Genomic DNA, 18,382 nt, shown 5'->3' on the forward strand with positions numbered 1-18,382 from the left:
CCCTGGTTTACACGCATGCTGGTCATTGCTTCTGATGCCCTCATCAGCATCGGCCCCTGGCTGGTGGGTACTTTTTCGTTTTGTTGTTTCGGCTATCTGCAGAAGTTGCACCCGCTTAAGCACTGGCAACTGCGTGAGCAGATGTTACTGCTCAGGTTACCTCTGACGTCACGACTGGTGACAGACAGTTGCCTCAGCCAGATATTTCAAACGCTGGCAATGACACAACAGGCGGGCATGACGTTAATTGCCGGGCTGGCAGCAGCGTCTGCATCAATGTCCAATCTGCATTTTCAGGCCGCACTGAACCAGATACGTGAGCAAATCATGCAAGGAACACCGTTACACAAAGCTTTTGTACAGTCGCCCCTGTTCCCGACCTTATGTCATCAGCTGATAAAAATCGGTGAAGAATCAGGGTCTCTGGACGAGTTACTGCTGAAACTCGCATATCTGCATCATGACAAAGCTAACTCGCTGGCAGAAACGTTGTCACAAACGATTGAGCCGGTACTCATGGCCGTAATGGGGGTGATTGTCGGTGGGCTGGTGATTGCGATGTATCTGCCAATTTTCCAGCTAGGTTCGGTTATGGGATAAATCAAAGAGGAAAAAGCGGCGAAAAATGTTTCGCCGCCATTGTGGTCATATCCTTACTTACTGCCGAACAGACGGTTTTCCTGTTCCGCAACGCGGATGAAGGTTGTACGTTTGGTCAGTTCTTTCAGGCGCTCTGCACCGACGTAAGTACAGGCAGAACGCAGCCCACCGAGAATGTCACGCACGGTGTTTTCAACCGGACCGCGCAGAGGCAATTTGACTGTTTTACCTTCCGCTGCGCGGTATTCAGCAACACCGCCGACGTGGCGTTTCATCGCAGATTCTGAACTCATACCGTAGAAAAGCATGAATTTTTCGCCATTCTCTTCAACGACCGTGCCTTCACACTCGCCATGCGCAGCCAGCATCCCGCCAAGCATAACGAAATCAGCACCGCCGCCGAACGCTTTTGCCACGTCACCCGGAACAGCACAGCCGCCATCGCTGACAATCTGTCCGCCCAGACCGTGAGCAGCATCAGCACATTCGATAACAGCAGAAAGCTGCGGATATCCCACGCCGGTTTTTACGCGAGTCGTACATACCGATCCCGGGCCGATGCCGACTTTTACAATATCCGCGCCAGAAAGAATAAGTTCTTCCACCATTTCACCGGTCACCACGTTGCCTGCACAAATGACTTTATCGGGGCAAGCTTCGCGTACACGTTGCAGGAAACCCACAAAGTGCTCGGAATAACCATTAGCGACATCCAGGCAAACAAACTTCAGCAGAGGCGACAAAGCAAGAATTTGCAGGGTTTTAACGAAATCAGCTTCTGACGTCCCGGTCGATACCATGATATTACGCAGCACGGATTCATCGGAGGAAGTCACGAATGCCTGCCACTGTTCTACGGTGTAATGTTTGTGCACGGCCGTAAGCAAACCAAAAGACGCCAGTACGGTCGCCATACGGAATGTGCCGACGGTATCCATGTTCGCAGCAATAATCGGGGTGCCGGACCAGTTAAAACCTGAGTGTTTGAATGTGAATGTGCGCTCCAGTTCAACTTCGGAACGACTTTTGAGAGTGGAACGCTTAGGGCGGATGAGTACGTCTTTAAAACCTAACTTTAAATCTTCTTCAATGCGCATGGCGGGTTAGTCCTGGTTTGGCGACGGGTCGCTAGGGTGCACGAAAAATTTTTACACACCCTTTCCAGTGGTTTTATCATACACAGGAAAATGACAACGGCAAGATGGCTTTTACAACCTTCATCACAGACTTTTGATTGTGCAGATTAATAATTTTTCGCATCAAAACCGAGAACACCACGGCTTGCACTTACTCATAATCTCTTTATCATTTACCTAACTAATTTTATCAGAGCACCAGCATGAGCTATATCGTTGCATTGACCGGGGGTATCGGTAGTGGCAAAAGTACCGTTTCCGAAAGCTTCGCCCGTCATGGCGTAAGCATTGTCGATGCAGATGTGATTGCCCGCCAGGTCGTTGCTCCAGGTGAGCCAGCGCTGGAAGAATTAAGACAGCGATTTGGTGAAAGCATTATTTCCGCTGATGGCTCACTGAACCGCCCGGCCCTTCGGGCGCGGATTTTTAGCAATCCTGATGAAAAAGAATGGGTTAATAAATTATTACACCCCATTATTCATGCCAGAACACAATGTTTGATTGCTGAGGCGCAGACGCCGTACGTGCTCTGGGTCGTACCGCTGCTGATTGAAAATGGATTACAGACGCAAGCAAATCGCGTTCTGGTGGTGGATGTTGAGCCACATATTCAACTTTCCCGGACGATGTCGCGCGATGGCATCAGCCGCCAGCAGGCTGAAAGTATTATTGCTGCACAGGTCAGTCGTGAAAAACGTCTGGCCTGTGCGGATGACATTATTGATAACAGCGGTGATCCGAAATTAATTGAACCGCGTGTTGCCCAACTACATCACCGCTATTTGCAACTTGCGGTGTGAGTAAACAGACAGGATATTGCCAAGCATGACTGATGTAGCTGCAACCGTTCTCTTTGAACATCCACTGAATGAGAAAATGCGCACCTGGCTTCGCATCGAATTTTTGTTGCAACAGATGCATTCCAACGCACAACTCACTGATATTGCTTCTGCTCTGCTATTTTTTCGCACCGCTTCAGATTTACTGGATGTACTGGAACGTGGTGAAGTCCGTACCGATTTACTGAAAGAGCTTGAACGCCAGCAGCAAAAATTGTCTCAATGGAAAGATGTCCCGGGCGTTGATTTAGCAAGGATCGAGGGGCTGCGCGCTGAGCTTAAGCAATGTGCATCTGTGTTAATGAAAGCACCACGCATAGGGCAAGCGCTGAAGGAAGATCGCCTGATGGCCCTGGTTCGCCAGCGTCTGAGTATCCCCGGCGGGTGTTGCAGCTTTGATTTGCCGACACTGCATATCTGGCTGCATCTGGCACAATCACAACGTGATCGTGAAGTGCAAAACTGGCTCGAAACACTGGCTCCGCTGAATAATTCGCTCATGATGGTACTGGATCTGATCCGCCAGTCAGGCGCGTTTCGCAGTCAAATCAGTCTGAATGGTTTTTTCCAGGACAACGCTGAAGGCGCAGATCTGTTACGATTGCGGCTCTCGATGGAAAATCAGCTTTACCCGCAAGTATCCGGGCATAAAACCCGTTATGCCATTCGCTTTTTACCCCTCGACAGCGAACATGGCGTGGTTCCCGCGCGACTGAATTTTGAACTTGCCTGCTGCTAGGAGTTGCAAATGGACCCTGAAATCATTGAAGTAAATTGCCCGACCTGTCAGAAAATCGTGGTTTGGGGTGAACAAAGCCCTTACCGCCCTTTTTGTTCCAAGCGTTGCCAGCTTATTGATCTCGGCGAATGGGCCGATGAAGAGAAACGCATCCCAAGTAAGGGTGACGTGAATGATCTGGACGACTGGAGTGAAGAAGAGATTTAATCCAGACAACGGGTATAGAAAAAGGGGCTTCGGTCCCTTTTTCTATATGCCATCAAATTCTACACGTAATCAGTACTGATTGTTTTTGAGGGCTGTAACAACCACTTCGTTGGCGGGAGGGAATTCCTCCTCTTTCAAATCGGCCTGCGCAACCCAGCGCTTCGGCTGCCCTTCTTTGCCATACGGCTCGCCCTGCCAGTCTTCCACCAGGAAAAAATAGAGTGTAATGATGCGATCCGGGAATCGGTGCTCCAATGTTTCCAGCAGCACAGGAGATTTAGCATCAATGCCGACCTCTTCCTGTAATTCGCGAATAACAGCCTGTTCAGGTGTTTCACCCGCTTCAATCTTACCGCCCGGAAACTCCCAGAACCCCGCCATATGTGACGATGCATCGCGTTGAGTGATAAAGATTTCTTTGCTGGCATTCCGGATAATGCCCGCTGCGATATTAAGTTGTTTAAGCGCCACAGTTTCCACCTATCCGCTGACTGCAATGACTGTCTTTATGAGGACTTTTTAGACAAAAATAAAGGCGGCAATTACGCCGCCTTCAAGATTAACACGATGACTTAGCCGGAGATCTTACTTTTGCAGGCGGCCATGGCATTGTTTGTATTTTTTACCAGAACCGCACGGGCAGAGATCATTACGACCCACTTTGCGATCACCAGAAGAAGCAAGACGTGCAGCTTCAGCTATTTCGATTTCTTGCTGATCCTGATGGCTAAGCTGCTGCTGACGAGCCAGACGTTCAGCTTCTTCACGACGCTGAATTTCCATCGCTTCCACTTCTTCAGGCATACGAACCTGAACTTTGCTTAGTACGCTGACCACTTCATATTTCAGAGATTCCAGCATGGCAGCAAACATCGCGAAGGATTCGCGTTTGTATTCCTGCTTAGGATCCTTTTGAGCGTAACCACGTAAATGGATGCCCTGACGCAGGTAATCCATTGCCGCCAGATGTTCTTTCCACAGAGAATCCAGCGTTTGTAACATCACGCCTTTCTCAAAATTGCGCATCATTTCAGCGCCAACCACTTCTTCTTTACGGGCGTAAGATTCTTTCGCGATTTCCATGATACGTTCGCGCAGGGTTTCTTCATGCAATTCCGGCTCTTTGTCCAGCCATTCTGCAATCGGCATTTCCAGCTCGAAGTCTTTTTTCAGACGTTCTTCCAAACCCTGTACATCCCACATTTCTTCCAGAGACTGTGGCGGAATGTAGCTGTCGATGGTCGCCTTGAACACGTCTTCACGGATGCTGGCGATGGTTTCGCTCACATCAGACACGTCCAGCAATTCGTTACGCTGGCTGTAGATCGCACGACGCTGATCGCTTGCCACATCATCGTATTCCAGCAGTTGCTTACGGATATCGAAGTTACGGCTTTCGACTTTACGCTGCGCATTGGCAATCGCTTTGGTCACCCATGGATGCTCAATCGCTTCGCCCGGTTTCATACCCAGTTTACGCATCATGCTTGATACACGGTCAGAGGCGAAAATACGCATCAGTGCATCTTCCATAGACAGGTAGAAGCGGGATGAACCGGCATCACCCTGACGACCCGCACGGCCGCGCAGCTGGTTATCAATACGACGGGATTCATGACGCTCGGTACCAATAATATGCAAACCGCCGGAAGCCAGAACCGCGTCGTGGCGAATCTGCCAGGCAGCTTTGATTTCTGCAATTTTCTCATCGGTGGCTTCTTCACCCAGGTTTTCAACTTCAACCTGCCAGCTGCCGCCCAGCACGATATCGGTACCACGACCCGCCATGTTAGTAGCGATGGTCACTGCGCTTGGCTGGCCTGCCTGCGCGACGATATCCGCTTCTTTAGCGTGGAATTTGGCGTTCAGAACGCTGTGCGCAATGCCTGCTTTGGTCAGTTCGTTAGAAACAACTTCTGATTTTTCGATGGAAATAGTACCGACCAGAACCGGCTGGCCTTTGGCAGTACACTGACGGATATCTTCGATAATCGCGCCAATCTTTTCCATTTCAGTCATGTACACCAGGTCGGCCATATCTTTACGCACCATAGGGCGGTTAGTTGGCACAACAATGGTATCCAGCTTGTAGATAGAGCTGAATTCGAACGCTTCGGTGTCCGCAGTACCGGTCATGCCGGCCAGTTTTTCGTACAAACGGAAGTAGTTCTGGAAAGTAATGGAGGCCAGTGTCTGGTTTTCGTTCTGAATGTCCACGCCTTCTTTGGCTTCAACCGCCTGATGCAGACCGTCTGACCAGCGACGACCTTGCATGGTACGACCGGTGTGTTCGTCAACGATGATAACTTCGCCGTCTTTGACGATGTAATCGACATCGCGGGTGAACAGGACGTGCGCGCGCAGTGCTGCGGTCACGTGATGCATCAGCATGATGTTAGTCGGGGAATACAGAGATTCACCTTCTTCCATAATACCGGCTTCAACCAACAATTCCTCGATCAGGACCAGACCACGTTCAGTCAGGTGAACCTGACGTGATTTCTCATCAACAGAGAAGTGGCCTTCCCCCTGGAAGGAATCGGAATCTTCTTTTTCCTGGCGGATCAGTTTAGGGATCAGTTTATCCACACGGGTATACATTTCTGAGCTGTCTTCGGCCGGACCGGAGATAATCAGCGGTGTACGTGCTTCATCGATCAGGATGGAGTCAACCTCATCCACCAGCGCGTAGTGAAGTTTACGTTGCACGCGTTCTTCAGGGCTGAATGCCATGTTGTCACGCAGATAGTCAAAACCGTATTCGTTGTTTGTGCCGTAAGTGATATCAGCAGCGTAAGCAGCACGTTTAGCCGGAGAAGGCATGCCTGGCAAGTTAATTCCGATGCTCAAGCCAAGGAATTCAAACAGCGGACGGTTATTTTCGGCGTCACGCTGTGCCAGGTAATCGTTGACAGTGACGACGTGAACGCCCTTTCCGCTCAATGCGTTCAGGTAAGCGGGCAGGGTTGCAGTTAACGTTTTACCTTCACCGGTACGCATTTCTGCGATGCAACGCTCGTTCAGTACCATACCGCCGAGTAACTGCACGTCAAAGTGACGCATCCCGAAGACACGTTTACTGGATTCACGCACCACAGCAAAAGCTTCCGGGATCAGGTTTTCCAGCACTTCACCTTTCGCCAGACGCTCACGGAACTCATTGGTTTTCGCCTGCAGTTGCTCATCAGTCAGTTTTTGGATTTCAGGTTCCATGCGGTTGATCAGGTCAACCACTTTACGCATGCGGCGCAATGTGCGGTCGTTACGGCTACCAAAAACTTTGGTCAATAATTTGATTAACATAGTGCTTAATATCTCTTGGAGGCCACCAAATGTAGCCAATAATTTGTTGATTTATAAATAGAGTTTAGAATTACAGTCTGTTAAATCAGAGAGGACGGGCCGGCACGAATGCCTTGCACCTGTGCTAACCACAGGCCGGTTTGATGCGATGAAGCAAGAGGGAGGAATGGCTGTTGCGTCTGACGGATGATAACCGGAGGTTTTGGCTCATGGGTCAGTAAAGCATTAAGGGTAACCAGCAACGCGAGTTGCTGAACATGCAACGGCTCAGCGGCCTGCATTTCTGCTTCCGGCTGCGCTACGGTGTAAACCACCTGCGGGGCCAAAGCAAAAGAAAGATGACGGATGACCGTGCGTAATGCATGCTGTTGCCAGTAATCAACACCAAAAGCCGGGCGGCGATTCGCCTGGAGTAACGCAAGATTACTCAGCCCTGTACTGGCGATGTTAAGACGATTTAGACTTGAGGACGTATTAGGAACCGCTGGCAGTTCCGTTTGCGACAGGCTCGTGGACACGCCAAGGCTTGCCGCGACCATCCCCAACAGGAGATGCGGCCAAAAATACCTTCTGCCAAATTGTCGCCAACGATTTAGAATGCCAATCACAAGTTTACAATCCGCCGGAGCCCATCATGCGCGATAGTCGCCCACAATTATTAGATATCCTGTTCGATGATGCCTCTTCGACTGAACAAAGCCCGCTGCGTATTGTTCAACAGCGTGCTGCGGCGTTATTGAAACTCAACCGCGCAGTGAAAGGTCTGTTACCGACGCCCATGCAACCATGGTGTCGTGTCGGTAATTATCGACAGGGAGTTTTAGTACTTGAAATAGCTAATGCCAGCTGATGATGCGATTACGCTATGAACAACCCGCATTACTCTCTGCACTTCGAGCGCAAATTCTACCATCATTGTCATCAATCGACATCAGGATTAATCCTTCGCTCATGGCGAAAATGGAAAATGCTTCGCAGATCGCGATTAAAAATAAAGCGATCGCTGCAGAATCTATGCCCGTCAGGCATTTAAGCGCGCAGAGTGCAGAAGAATTAAGGGGACTTGCGAGCCGTAGCCCGGAGAAACTCAGAAAGGCTTTAGAACGACTGGCTGGCCTGGCCGGAGAGAGTGTCAAACCAACCAGTCGTAATAAGTAATACCAAAAGTACCGATTACGCCAATACTGTAGACGGTGCTTTAAAAGCCAGTGGCATTTCAGCTTCATCCTGGAATGTGACTAATTCCCAGGCTTCCTGCTTAGCCAATACCGCTTGCAATAACTTGTTGTTCAACGCGTGACCCGATTTGTATGCGGTAAACGCACCAATGATGTTATGGCCACACATGAACAAGTCACCGATAGCATCCAGCATTTTGTGACGAACGAATTCATCTTCAAAACGCAGGCCATCTTCGTTAAGCACGCGGTAATCATCCACAACAATTGCGCAATCAAAGCTGCCACCCAGGCACAAACCGCGTGACTGCAGGTACTCGATATCACGCATGAAACCAAAAGTACGTGCGCGGCTGATTTGGCGAACAAATGCTTCTGCGGAGAAGTTCATTTTGTAGCGCTGTGAGCTGGAATCAATCGCCGGGTGATTGAAGTCGATAGTGAAGTCCAGAGAGAAACCATTAAATGGTTTGAACTCGGCCCACTTATCACCGTCTTCAACACGCACGGTATCTTTGATGCGCAAGAATTTCTTCGCGCTGTTCAGCTCTTCAATCCCTGCATCCATCAACAGATAGACGAAAGGTGCAGCACTGCCGTCCATAATCGGCACTTCAGGCGCATCGACTTCGATAACAATATTATCGATGCCCAGGCCAGCTAATGCCGCATTAAGGTGCTCTACCGTAGAAATACGTACGTCATGCTCATTAACCAGGCAAGTACAGAGCATGGTATCACGCACGGATTTTGCATCTGCCGGGAAATCAACCGGTGGATTCAAGTCAGTGCGACGATAGATGACCCCGGTATTTGCCGGTGCAGGACGCAGAGTCAGGGTGACTTTCTTGCCGGTATGCAAACCGACGCCCGTCGCCTGAACGATACGTTTTAATGTACGTTGTTTGATCATCGTTTTTATCTCGCAATGTTTATCCATCCAACCGACCTAAGCATACCTTAAGGTCGGCGGGACAGTTTAGCACAAAGAGCGGAGATCCTACAATTCGGACTAGTCTGCCTGCTTACGCAGGAAGGCCGGGATGTCCAGATAGTCGGGCTCTTTATTAGATTGCGCGCTTTGATCATTGACCACTTTCGCCGCGGGTTTCGTTTCCTGCGGCAACGGAGACATCCCGTGCTGCTGGTAACGATGATCCATGACTGGCTGGCTGGCCGGTTTGTTGGTCACCAGAGTGATCTCAGGACGTTTGTCCATGCCGATACCCGTTGCAACAACGGTCACACGCAATTCGTCGTTCATTTCCGGATCAAGAGACGTACCGATAACGACGGTTGCGTTGTCTGATGCGAAAGCACGAATGGTGTTACCCACGGTTTCGAACTCATCCAGACGCAGGTCGAAGCCCGCAGTAATGTTGACCAGAACGCCGCGCGCGCCGGACAAATCGATGTCTTCCAGCAGCGGGCTGGAAATCGCCATTTCAGCGGCTTCTTCAGCACGGTCTTCGCCACATGCCACACCGGAGCCCATCATGGCATAACCCATTTCGGACATAACTGTGCGCACGTCAGCGAAGTCGACGTTCATCAGACCTGGACGGGTGATCAGTTCAGCGATACCCTGCACCGCACCTTTCAGCACGTCGTTGGCCGCACCGAAGGCGTCCAGCAGAGAGATACCACGGCCCAGAACTTTTAAAAGCTTGTCGTTCGGGATAGTGATCAGGGAGTCCACATGTTTGGACAATTCAGCAATACCCTGCTCCGCGAATGCCATGCGCTTTTTGCCTTCGAAGTTGAAAGGCTTAGTCACAACAGCAACGGTCAGAATACCTAAATCTTTTGCTACTTCAGCAACCACTGGCGCTGCACCGGTCCCGGTACCGCCCCCCATGCCCGCTGCGATAAAGACCATGTCAGCACCTTCAAGCGCAGCGCGCAGGGCTTCACGATCTTCTTCTGCAGAATTGCGACCCACTTCCGGGTTCGCACCAGCTCCCAGACCTTTGGTAATACCGCTACCGATCTGAATCGTCTGGCCTACTGCCGTTTTACGTAACGCCTGAGCGTCTGTGTTAACGGCAAAGAATTCAACACCTTCGATGCGCTCACGCACCATGTGTTCGACAGCATTACCGCCGCCACCACCGACGCCGATGACTTTAATCACCGCGTCATTGGTCAGTTCCATAGGTTCAAACATAGTTTCTCTCCGTTTTGTGCCTGTCGCGTCGGGATCAAAAACCTTAACAGCATGATCCCGTTGTTAAAACATTAGAACTCTTTTCTCAGCCAGCTGTTGATTCGTTTGAACCAGTTGCCCACTGAGGCACGTTTTTCTACTTCGGCCTCACCGCTCAGGTGAGACTCCTTCCCGTAGTGCAGCAGCCCTACAGCCGTTGAGTAGTAAGGTTCCTGCGCATAATCCGTCAGCCCGGTGATGTTCAGGGGTTGCCCGATACGCACCTGGGTATGGAATACCCGCTGCGCACAAGCTGCCAGACCATCAATTTGTGCTGCACCGCCTGTCAGAACAATGCCGGCGGCCAGATGATGTTTTACGCCTTGCTGACGTAACTGCTCCTGCAATTGCAAAATTTCATCGTTCACTAAATTCAGCAATTCTGTGTAACGAGGCTCGATAACTTCAGCCAGTGTCTGACGCTGCAGACTGCGTGGTGGACGCCCACCGACGCTCGGCACTTCGACGTTTTCGTCTTTGCCGACAATTGAACCTAATGCACAACCGTGGCGAACCTTGATCGCTTCGGCATCGGTCGGTGGCGTTCCAAACGCATAAGCGATGTCGCTGGTGACCACATTCCCTGCATAAGGGATTACCTTAGTATGACGTAGTGCGCCGCCGGTATAAACCGCGATATCCATGGTTCCACCACCAATATCAACGACACAAACACCTAATTCACGTTCATCTTCCGTCAGAACGGCATAACTGGCTGCCAGACCGGCAAAAATAAGCTGGTCGACTTTTAAGCCACAGCGTTCTACCGCTTTCACAATGTTCTTCGCCATATCGTTATGGCAGGTAATCAGGTGAACTTTAGCCTGCATACGCACGCCGGAAAGTCCGACCGGGTTTTTAATCCCTTCCTGATAATCAATGGCATATTCCTGAGGGATCACATGCAGAACCCGATGCTCATCACGTACGCGTACCGACTTAGCGGTATGCACCACGTTCTCTACATCTTCCTGCGTGACTTCCTCTTCTGAAATAGGAACCATCCCTATTTCATTCTGACAACTGATATGTTTACCAGACAAAGCAAGGTAAACAGAGGAAATTTGGCAATCCGCCATCAATTCAGCCTGATCGATGGCGCGCTGTACGCATTTCACCACCGATTCCAGGTCATTCACGCCACCCTTGTCCATGCCACGGGATGGGCAACTGCCCACGCCAATAATATTGACCATGCCATCGGGCAGAACTTCCCCCACCAATGCGGCAACCTTTGCCGTACCGATCTCCAGCCCAACTACCAGTTTTCTGTCCGTCGACTTGATCATTGTTGTTTAGCCTGTGCCTGATTCTGTTGCTGATTACTGTTTTGCTGGTCAATAAACTCTGGTGCCCAACCTACTGACGCACCGCTGTCATAACGTAAATCGACATAAGTGATGCGTTTTTTATCGGCTTCAGCCTGTTGCTGGAATCGCGGGTAAAGCTCGATAAAACGTTGTAAACGCCCCATCCGGTCATCTCTCCCCAATTCCAGCCGGACGTCATTATCCAGAGTTAACTGCCACGAGTGACGTGCACTCATTGCCACTGCTTTCAACGTGAACTTGCCGGCGGCCAGCGCCTGACTCATCGTTTGAAAGCCCTGCAAAACATCCTGTTCGCTGCCTTCCGGACCGTAAAGCAACGGCATTTTTTGTTTGACCACACGCTCGGCGGGTATGCTGAAAGATTTGCCATCGGCATCAACCATATGCAAATCATTCCAGTGTGCGACCGGCACATACTCCACGAGATGTATCTTCAGTTCATTCGGCCATTGCTTACGTACGCTGACCTGTTTTATCCAGGGTAAACGCTCAATCTGCTGCTGAATGACGTTTACATCCTGCGTCATGAACGTTCCCGGTGCCCCTAAGGACAGAATCGCCTGACGAATATCATCGTTGGTCGTGTAATGCCGCTCCCCGGTGACAACTAACTGGGACAACGGCAATCGGTTTGCATCCTGCATCCAGCCGACAACGGCCCACGCACTCCATAAAATCGTTCCTACCACCAACAGCAGAAACACGATCCCTGCCAGCTGGCCACCGTTACTGCGACGGCCGTTGCTCTCGGCCGTCTCACGCTCTCGGGTATTCAGGGCGGCTTGAGACATATCAGTCTGCCAGTTCCAGAATACGGAAAACGAGTTGCGGGAAACTCAGCCCGGCGTGTTTAGCCGCCATCGGCACCAGACTGTGGCTGGTCATTCCCGGCGACGTATTCACTTCCAGTAAGTTGAAGTTGCCGTCACCGTCCTGCATGACGTCGACACGTCCCCAGCCACTGCAATCGAGCGCCTGATAAGCCTGCAAAGCCAGTGAAGTCAACTGCTGCTCCTGCGCTTCGCTTAAACCGCTCGGGCAAAAATATTGTGTTTCATCAGACAGATATTTTGCCTGATAGTCATAAAACGTACCGGCTGGCTGGATGCGAATCGAGGGCATCACCTGGTTGCCCACGATAGCCACGGTATATTCCGGGCCACTCAGCCATTTTTCGATCAGTACGTTATCGTCATGCCTGAAGCCTTCCTGCAGGGCGGGTAACAACTCTTTTTCCGTTGTCACTTTGCTCATCCCGACGCTGGAACCTTCACGGCTTGGTTTGACGATCACCGGCAGGCCTAATTCAGCGATTTTTGCCGCCAGAGCGCCCTGCCCTGCTTCCTCAATTTGTGAACGATGCAGTGCGACAAACGGCGTGACCGGTAACCCTAAAGCCTGCCACACCAGTTTGGTGCGGAACTTGTCCATAGTGAGCGCCGACGCCATCACGCCGCTGCCGGTATAAGGCAAACCGATTTGCTCCAGCAAACCCTGCAACGTTCCATCTTCGCCACCGCGACCGTGAAGTGCGATAAAGACTTTGCTGTACCCTTCTTCTTTGAGAAGCGCCACATTAAACGTTTTGGTATCGATGCCGTGGGCATCAACACCGGATTCGCGTAAACCAGCCAGCACTGCGGCGCCTGACTGTAATGACACATCGCGTTCTGCGGAAGTACCACCCAACAATACCGCTACTTTCTCAGACATGATGTTCTTCACCTTTCTTTACTGGTTGCAGCTTTTGATCTGCCAATTTACGGGCCACTCTGCCGACATTACCGGCGCCCTGAACCAGAACTAAATCGTCGCCTTCGAGGATTTGCGCCAGACTTTCCGGCACCGCCTCAATATCAGAAACCAAAATCGGATCAAGCTTGCCGCGTGCGCGAATAGTGCGGCACAACGAGCGGCTGTCTGCGCCAGGGATCGGCGCTTCACCGGCCGGATACACATCCAGCATGATCAGCACATCAACCTGCGAAAGCACATTTGCGAAATCGTCGTACAGATCGCGAGTACGGGTATAACGGTGCGGCTGGAAGATCATCACCAGGCGCTTGTTTGCCCAGCCCGCACGCGCGGCTTTGATCGTCGCATCCACTTCTGTCGGATGGTGGCCGTAGTCATCGACCAGCATCGCGCTACCTGTTTTACCGTTCACATTTTCCAGCGCGTATTCGCCCAGAAAATCGAAACGACGGCCGGTACCCTGAAAACCTGCCAGCGCGCGCAAAATAGCATCGTCGCTGATATTTTCGTCCGTCGCGACGGCAACTGCGGCCGCGGCGTTCAGCGCATTGTGACGACCCGGCGCATTGAGCGTAACGCTTATCAGCGGCAAGTCCTGACGGCGCAGCGTAAAGTGACCTTGCGCGCCCACCTGACGGTAATTTTCGATAATCACATCGGCGTCTTCGCTGAAACCGTACGTCGTCATATGACGTCCTACGCGTGGGATCAGCTCACGGATAACCGGATCATCAATACACATCACTGCGCGCCCGTAGAACGGCAGGTTGTGCAGGAAATTGATGAACGTCTGCTTCAGGATTTCAAAGTCACCCTGATACGTGTCCATGTGATCCGCTTCAATGTTGGTCACGATGGCCACCATCGGTTGCAGATGCAGGAAAGACGCGTCGCTTTCGTCTGCTTCAGCGATCAGAAAACGGCTTGACCCCAGACGCGCATGCGTACCTGCCGCTTTCACCAGTCCACCGTTTACAAAGGTCGGGTCTAGTCCGGCCTCGGCATAAATACTGGTCACCATCGCTGTGGTCGTTGTTTTACCGTGCGTACCTGCCACGGCAATACCGTGACGAAAACGCATCAGTTCAGCGAGCATTTCCGCGCGGCGGATCACCGGAATACGGGCTTCACGCGCCGCAACAATTTCCGGGTTATCGGATGAAATAGCGGTGGAAACTACCACCACACTGGCATCCAGCACGTTCTCCGGGCGGTGATTGAAATAAATCGTCGCACCCAGCGCGGTCAGTTGCTGAGTCACCGCGTTAGGTGCTAAATCAGAACCGCTGATCTGATAGCCTTCATTGGCCAACACTTCGGCGATACCACCCATGCCGGCACCACCGATGCCAACAAAGTGAATGTGCCGGACACGATGCATCTCGGGCACGAAGGTACGCAGTTTCGCCAATTGTTGTGTATTCACGTTTTTATTCACTATTTCAGGTTACTGATTAATCCGTTTCTTACGGCTGGGACCCCACACTGCGTGGCCCGTTCATTTTCATTTTTTGCTTGCGGCAACCACTTCAGCGGCTACACGCTCTGTCGCATCAGGGATGGCGGCGGCACGTGCTGCCATCGCCATTTCCATCAGATGGGTTCTGTCCCATCCGGCCATCAGATCAGCGACGGCGGCGGCACTAAAATCTTTCTGTTCGATAATCTTCGCGGCACCGGCTTTTTCCAGCGGTAGCGCATTCCAGTACTGTTGACGGTCTTTATGCTGGAAAGGCACAAAAATCGCGGGTAAACCTGCGGCGGCAATTTCACTGACCGTTAACGCACCGGAGCGGCAAACCACCACATCGGCCCAGGCATAAGCCTCTGCCATGTCATCAATGAATTCGGTCACTTTATGCTGCGTCTGACCGGCTTTTTCATAAACCTGATGCACTGACGCCAGAGCACCTTTACCGACCTGGTGCCACAACGTAATCTTATCGCCCATCAGCGCAGCCACTTCCGGCATGCTCTGATTAAGGACTCGCGCGCCCTGACTGCCACCAATCACTAATACACGGATTGGACCTTCGCGGCCGGCCAGTCGGGTTGCCGGTAATTCCAGCGCCAGTACGTCAGTACGCACCGGATTGCCAACTACGTCAGCATTAGGAAATGCCCCCGGAAATGCCTGCAATACTTTTTTGGCAATGTGCGACAAACCTTTATTGGTCATGCCGGCAATGCCATTTTGTTCGTGTAACACCACCGGAATGCCCAGTGACCAGGCAGCCAGGCCTCCGGGACCGGACACATATCCGCCCATGCCCAATACCACATCAGGCTGGAAGCGCTTCATGATGGCCTTCGCCTGACGCCACGCATGATATATGCGAACCGGTGCCGTTAGTTGCGCTTTCAGACCTTTCCCACGCAATCCGGCAATTTTAATGAAATCAATCTCGATACCATGTTTTGGAACCAAATCCGCTTCCATTCGGTCTGCTGTACCCAGCCAGCGAACTTCCCAACCTTGCGCGATAAGATGATGGGCTACTGCCAGTCCCGGGAAAACATGTCCCCCGGTACCACCTGCCATCACCATTAAACGCCGGGTATTGCCACTCATCGGGCACTCCTTACAAACGCCTGGGCTTTTGCCAGCCGCGTTTCAAAATCCACTCGCAGCAATAACACGATTGCCGTCGACATAATTAACAGGCTCGACCCACCGTAACTGATGAGCGGCAATGTCAGACCTTTAGTTGGCAACATGCCCGCCGCCGCCCCGACGTTAACCAACGCCTGGAAGCTAAACCACACGCCAATTGAACAGGCTAAAAACCCAGAAAAACGCTGGTCGGTTTCTAACGCGCGACGCCCGATGGACATGGCGCGAAAAGCGACGAAGAATACCATTAACAGGGCGAGAACCACACCGAAATACCCCAATTCCTCGCCTAAAATGGAGAAGATAAAGTCGGTGTGTGCTTCAGGTAAATACTCCAGTTTCTGGACTGAATTACCTAAACCTTGTCCCCAGAATTCGCCTCGACCAAATGCCATCAGTGACTGAGTTAACTGGTAGCCACTACCAAACGGATCCGCCCACGGATTCCAGAACGATGTCACACGGCGCATACGGTATGGCTCGGCAAGAACCAGCAGTACCACAGCGAATACGCCCGAACCGATAATGGCCAGGAACTGCCACATTTTTGCCCCTGCCAGGAATAACATCGCCAGCGTGGTGATGAACAGTACAACCACCGTACCAAGGTCCGGCTGAGCCAACAGCAATACTGCCAGCACGACCATCACACCCATCGGTTTGCAGAAGCCCCAAAAGTTACTGCGCACTTCATCCACTTTTCGCACCAGATAGCTGGCGAGGTAGCAGAACAGTGACAACTTGGAGAACTCTGCCGGCTGAATACGCAGCGGCCCGAGAGAAATCCAGCGAGATGCCCCGTTAACCGAGCTGCCCACCACCAGCACCACCAGCAACATGATGACCGACAGCAGCAGCAGGACATTGCTGTACTTCTGCCAGACCGCCATCGGCACACGCAATGTCACCAGCGATAAACCAAAGGCCAGACCGAGATAAATAGCATCACGTTTAGCAAACAAAAACGGATCGTCTGCCAGACGCTGACCAATCGGCATCGACGCTGATGTCACCATCACGAAGCCGACGATAGCCAGCCCGAAGGTCAGCCACAGCAAAGTCCGGTCATACAACACCAGTGTGACGGACTCGCTTTCTTTGGCGCCCATCACCCAATCATTAAATTTGCCGACGAGGCTCAGCCCGGGTATCCGCATCAACCCAACTCCTTCGCCAGCGCGGTAAAGATATCGCCGCGTTGTTCAAAACTGCGGAACTGATCCAGGCTGGCGCAGGCTGGCGACAGTAAAACCATATCGCCGGAAACCACACGCGTGCTGATATCACGCATCGCCTGTTCCATCGTTTCAAACAAGGAAGAAACGTCAGGGCGCAAATCCGCCAGCTCTGCGCCATCACGGCCAAAGCAGTAAATACGCAGATTGTCGCCCTGCAAATAACGCGTCAGTGGCGAGAAATCAGCAGATTTACCGTCCCCGCCTAATAACAGATGCAGCGTGCCTTCGACGTGCAGACCGTTCAATGCGGCTTCGGTACTGCCGACATTGGTCGCTTTAGAGTCGTTAATCCAGCGAACGCCGTTATGTTGCCATGCCACCTGAAAACGATGAGCCAGACCGGTAAAGGTCGTCAGGGCTTTCAGGCTGGACGCATGAGGAATACCGACTGCATCCGCCAGCGCCAGCGCCGCCAGGGCATTGGTGTAGTTATGGCGTCCTGTCAGTGGCATCTCACGGGTATTCAGGACTTTCTCGCCACGCACACGTAACCAGATATCATCCTGCTGACGGGTCAGATGGTAATCACCCACATCAACACCAAAACTCACGCAGCGTTTATCCGCGCCACGTACCGGCATGGTCAGCGCATCGTCGGCATTGACGACGCATAATGCTGCGTTCTCATAAACTTTCAGTTTGGCTGCACGGTATTGCTGCAAACCAAACGGATAGCGGTCCATGTGGTCTTCAGTTACGTTGAGAATGGTCGCCGCCGCCGCGTGAAGACTGTGTGTGGTTTCAAGCTGGAAGCTGGAAAGCTCAAGCACAAACAGATCGTATTCGTGATCCAGCATGGTCAGCACAGGCAAACCGATATTGCCGCCCACGCCCACGCGCCATCCGGCCGCTTTCGCCATCTCGCCGACCAGCGTGGTGACAGTGCTTTTACCGTTCGAACCGGTGATAGCCACAATTGGGGTTTGCGTTTCGCGGCAGAACAATTCGATATCGCCAATGATTTCCACGCCAGCCTCTGCAGCTGCGCTCAGTGCTGGCGTTGCCAGCGCAACACCCGGACTTGAAATGATCAAATCAGCGTCCAGCAGCCAGTCTTCATTGAGTGAACCGAGATGACACTCAATGTTATCCGCCAGTTTATCGAGTCCTGGCGGGCTGACGCGGGTATCAATGACACGCGGCGTGACGCCACGTGCAACAAAGAAATCAACACAAGACAGGCCGGTAAGACCCAGCCCGATGATGACCACTTTTTTACCCTGATAGTCAGCCATA

The 18,382-nt window shown here is 51.8% G+C and carries 17 protein-coding genes and 1 pseudogene; 5 read left to right on the top strand and 13 right to left on the bottom strand.

Annotation, left to right across the window (positions count from 1 at the left end):
* Window positions 1-600: type II secretion system F family protein (locus UC14_RS03540; protein ID WP_198670050.1), on the top strand; the 600-nt coding region annotated here is incomplete at its 5' end.
* Between the two features lie 53 nt (window positions 601-653).
* Here the strand turns inward: UC14_RS03540 and UC14_RS03545 are convergent.
* A complete protein-coding gene (locus tag UC14_RS03545; protein ID WP_112197237.1) occupies window positions 654-1,697 on the bottom strand; it encodes a GMP reductase in 1,044 nt (347 codons plus the stop codon).
* Window positions 1,698-1,939: 242 nt separating this feature from the next.
* On the opposite strand from UC14_RS03545, the gene coaE reads away from it, so the two are divergent.
* The 3 genes from coaE to yacG are packed head-to-tail and all read left to right on the top strand — an operon-like array spanning window position 1,940 to window position 3,521.
* The gene (gene coaE, locus UC14_RS03550) at window positions 1,940-2,536 is read left to right on the top strand and encodes a dephospho-CoA kinase (protein ID WP_112197238.1); all 597 of its coding nucleotides are present in this window, start codon (window positions 1,940-1,942) and stop codon (window positions 2,534-2,536) included.
* A 25-nt stretch (window positions 2,537-2,561) separates the two neighbouring features.
* Entirely contained in the window at window positions 2,562-3,314 is a 753-nt protein-coding gene (gene zapD, locus UC14_RS03555) for a cell division protein ZapD (protein WP_112197239.1), read from the top strand.
* A gap of 9 nt (window positions 3,315-3,323) precedes the next feature.
* Complete coding sequence (gene yacG / locus UC14_RS03560) at window positions 3,324-3,521, top strand: DNA gyrase inhibitor YacG (protein ID WP_013576999.1); 198 nt, start codon at window positions 3,324-3,326, stop codon at window positions 3,519-3,521.
* 69 nt (window positions 3,522-3,590) lie between these two features.
* Here yacG and mutT read toward each other — a convergent pair whose 3' ends face one another.
* The 3 genes from mutT to secM all read right to left on the bottom strand — a co-directional run bounded on the left by mutT (window position 3,591) and on the right by secM (window position 7,432).
* The gene (gene mutT / locus UC14_RS03565) at window positions 3,591-3,992 is read right to left on the bottom strand and encodes an 8-oxo-dGTP diphosphatase MutT (RefSeq protein ID WP_112197262.1); all 402 of its coding nucleotides are present in this window, start codon (window positions 3,990-3,992) and stop codon (window positions 3,591-3,593) included.
* 114 nt (window positions 3,993-4,106) lie between these two features.
* The gene (gene secA / locus UC14_RS03570) at window positions 4,107-6,824 is read right to left on the bottom strand and encodes a preprotein translocase subunit SecA (protein WP_112197240.1); all 2,718 of its coding nucleotides are present in this window, start codon (window positions 6,822-6,824) and stop codon (window positions 4,107-4,109) included.
* An 80-nt stretch (window positions 6,825-6,904) separates the two neighbouring features.
* Window positions 6,905-7,432: a secA translation cis-regulator SecM gene (secM, locus tag UC14_RS03575; RefSeq protein ID WP_013577002.1), complete on the bottom strand. Its 528-nt coding sequence runs from the start codon at window positions 7,430-7,432 to the stop codon at window positions 6,905-6,907.
* A 26-nt stretch (window positions 7,433-7,458) separates the two neighbouring features.
* Here secM and UC14_RS03580 point away from each other — a divergent pair.
* Window positions 7,459-7,982: pseudogene (locus UC14_RS03580) on the top strand (DUF721 domain-containing protein).
* Between the two features lie 15 nt (window positions 7,983-7,997).
* On the opposite strand, the gene lpxC reads toward UC14_RS03580, so the two are convergent.
* The 9 genes from lpxC to murD all read right to left on the bottom strand — a co-directional run bounded on the left by lpxC (window position 7,998) and on the right by murD (window position 18,381).
* Window positions 7,998-8,915, bottom strand: a complete 918-nt coding sequence (gene lpxC / locus UC14_RS03585) for a UDP-3-O-acyl-N-acetylglucosamine deacetylase (RefSeq protein ID WP_015690467.1) — start codon at window positions 8,913-8,915, stop codon at window positions 7,998-8,000.
* Window positions 8,916-9,014: 99 nt separating this feature from the next.
* Complete coding sequence (ftsZ, locus tag UC14_RS03590; RefSeq protein ID WP_013577005.1) at window positions 9,015-10,169, bottom strand: cell division protein FtsZ; 1,155 nt, start codon at window positions 10,167-10,169, stop codon at window positions 9,015-9,017.
* A gap of 71 nt (window positions 10,170-10,240) precedes the next feature.
* Window positions 10,241-11,497 (bottom strand): cell division protein FtsA, encoded by a 1,257-nt coding sequence (gene ftsA, locus UC14_RS03595; protein ID WP_009634688.1) that lies wholly within the window; start codon window positions 11,495-11,497, stop codon window positions 10,241-10,243.
* Window positions 11,494-12,330 carry a cell division protein FtsQ gene (gene ftsQ / locus UC14_RS03600; RefSeq protein WP_013577006.1) on the bottom strand — a complete coding sequence of 279 codons (837 nt, stop codon included), beginning with the start codon at window positions 12,328-12,330 and terminating at the stop codon, window positions 11,494-11,496. Before ftsQ ends, ftsA begins: the two co-directional genes overlap by 4 nt.
* Before the next feature lies 1 nt (window position 12,331).
* On the bottom strand, window positions 12,332-13,252 hold the full coding sequence (locus tag UC14_RS03605; RefSeq protein WP_112150990.1) for a D-alanine--D-alanine ligase: 921 nt from the start codon (window positions 13,250-13,252) through the stop codon (window positions 12,332-12,334).
* Entirely contained in the window at window positions 13,245-14,720 is a 1,476-nt protein-coding gene (gene murC / locus UC14_RS03610; RefSeq protein ID WP_015690468.1) for a UDP-N-acetylmuramate--L-alanine ligase, read from the bottom strand. Before murC ends, UC14_RS03605 begins: the two co-directional genes overlap by 8 nt.
* Before the next feature lie 78 nt (window positions 14,721-14,798).
* Window positions 14,799-15,866 (bottom strand): undecaprenyldiphospho-muramoylpentapeptide beta-N-acetylglucosaminyltransferase, encoded by a 1,068-nt coding sequence (gene murG / locus UC14_RS03615; RefSeq protein WP_112197241.1) that lies wholly within the window; start codon window positions 15,864-15,866, stop codon window positions 14,799-14,801.
* Window positions 15,863-17,065, bottom strand: coding sequence for a cell division protein FtsW (gene ftsW, locus UC14_RS03620; protein ID WP_013577010.1), 1,203 nt, complete (start codon window positions 17,063-17,065; stop codon window positions 15,863-15,865). The genes murG and ftsW overlap by 4 nt, the downstream gene beginning before the upstream one ends.
* A complete protein-coding gene (gene murD / locus UC14_RS03625; RefSeq protein WP_037033430.1) occupies window positions 17,065-18,381 on the bottom strand; it encodes a UDP-N-acetylmuramoyl-L-alanine--D-glutamate ligase in 1,317 nt (438 codons plus the stop codon). Before murD ends, ftsW begins: the two co-directional genes overlap by 1 nt.
* Window position 18,382 lies beyond the last annotated feature (1 nt).

Origin of the sequence: Rahnella sp. NRRL B-41462, assembly GCF_003263525.1 — a bacterium.
In the GTDB taxonomy this organism is placed as follows: Bacteria; Pseudomonadota; Gammaproteobacteria; order Enterobacterales; family Enterobacteriaceae; genus Rahnella; species Rahnella aceris.

Coding starts and splice junctions, on each gene's coding strand:
- lpxC (WP_015690467.1), bottom strand. CDS start 8,915: ATGATCAAACAACGTACATTAAAACGTATCGTTCAGGCGACGGGCGTC.
- ftsA (WP_009634688.1), bottom strand. CDS start 11,497: ATGATCAAGTCGACGGACAGAAAACTGGTAGTTGGGCTGGAGATCGGT.
- ftsZ (WP_013577005.1), bottom strand. CDS start 10,169: ATGTTTGAACCTATGGAACTGACCAATGACGCGGTGATTAAAGTCATC.
- ftsQ (WP_013577006.1), bottom strand. CDS start 12,330: ATGTCTCAAGCCGCCCTGAATACCCGAGAGCGTGAGACGGCCGAGAGC.
- zapD (WP_112197239.1), top strand. CDS start 2,562: ATGACTGATGTAGCTGCAACCGTTCTCTTTGAACATCCACTGAATGAG.
- murG (WP_112197241.1), bottom strand. CDS start 15,866: ATGAGTGGCAATACCCGGCGTTTAATGGTGATGGCAGGTGGTACCGGG.
- UC14_RS03605 (WP_112150990.1), bottom strand. CDS start 13,252: ATGTCTGAGAAAGTAGCGGTATTGTTGGGTGGTACTTCCGCAGAACGC.
- secA (WP_112197240.1), bottom strand. CDS start 6,824: ATGTTAATCAAATTATTGACCAAAGTTTTTGGTAGCCGTAACGACCGC.
- coaE (WP_112197238.1), top strand. CDS start 1,940: ATGAGCTATATCGTTGCATTGACCGGGGGTATCGGTAGTGGCAAAAGT.
- ftsW (WP_013577010.1), bottom strand. CDS start 17,065: ATGCGGATACCCGGGCTGAGCCTCGTCGGCAAATTTAATGATTGGGTG.
- murD (WP_037033430.1), bottom strand. CDS start 18,381: ATGGCTGACTATCAGGGTAAAAAAGTGGTCATCATCGGGCTGGGTCTT.
- yacG (WP_013576999.1), top strand. CDS start 3,324: ATGGACCCTGAAATCATTGAAGTAAATTGCCCGACCTGTCAGAAAATC.
- UC14_RS03545 (WP_112197237.1), bottom strand. CDS start 1,697: ATGCGCATTGAAGAAGATTTAAAGTTAGGTTTTAAAGACGTACTCATC.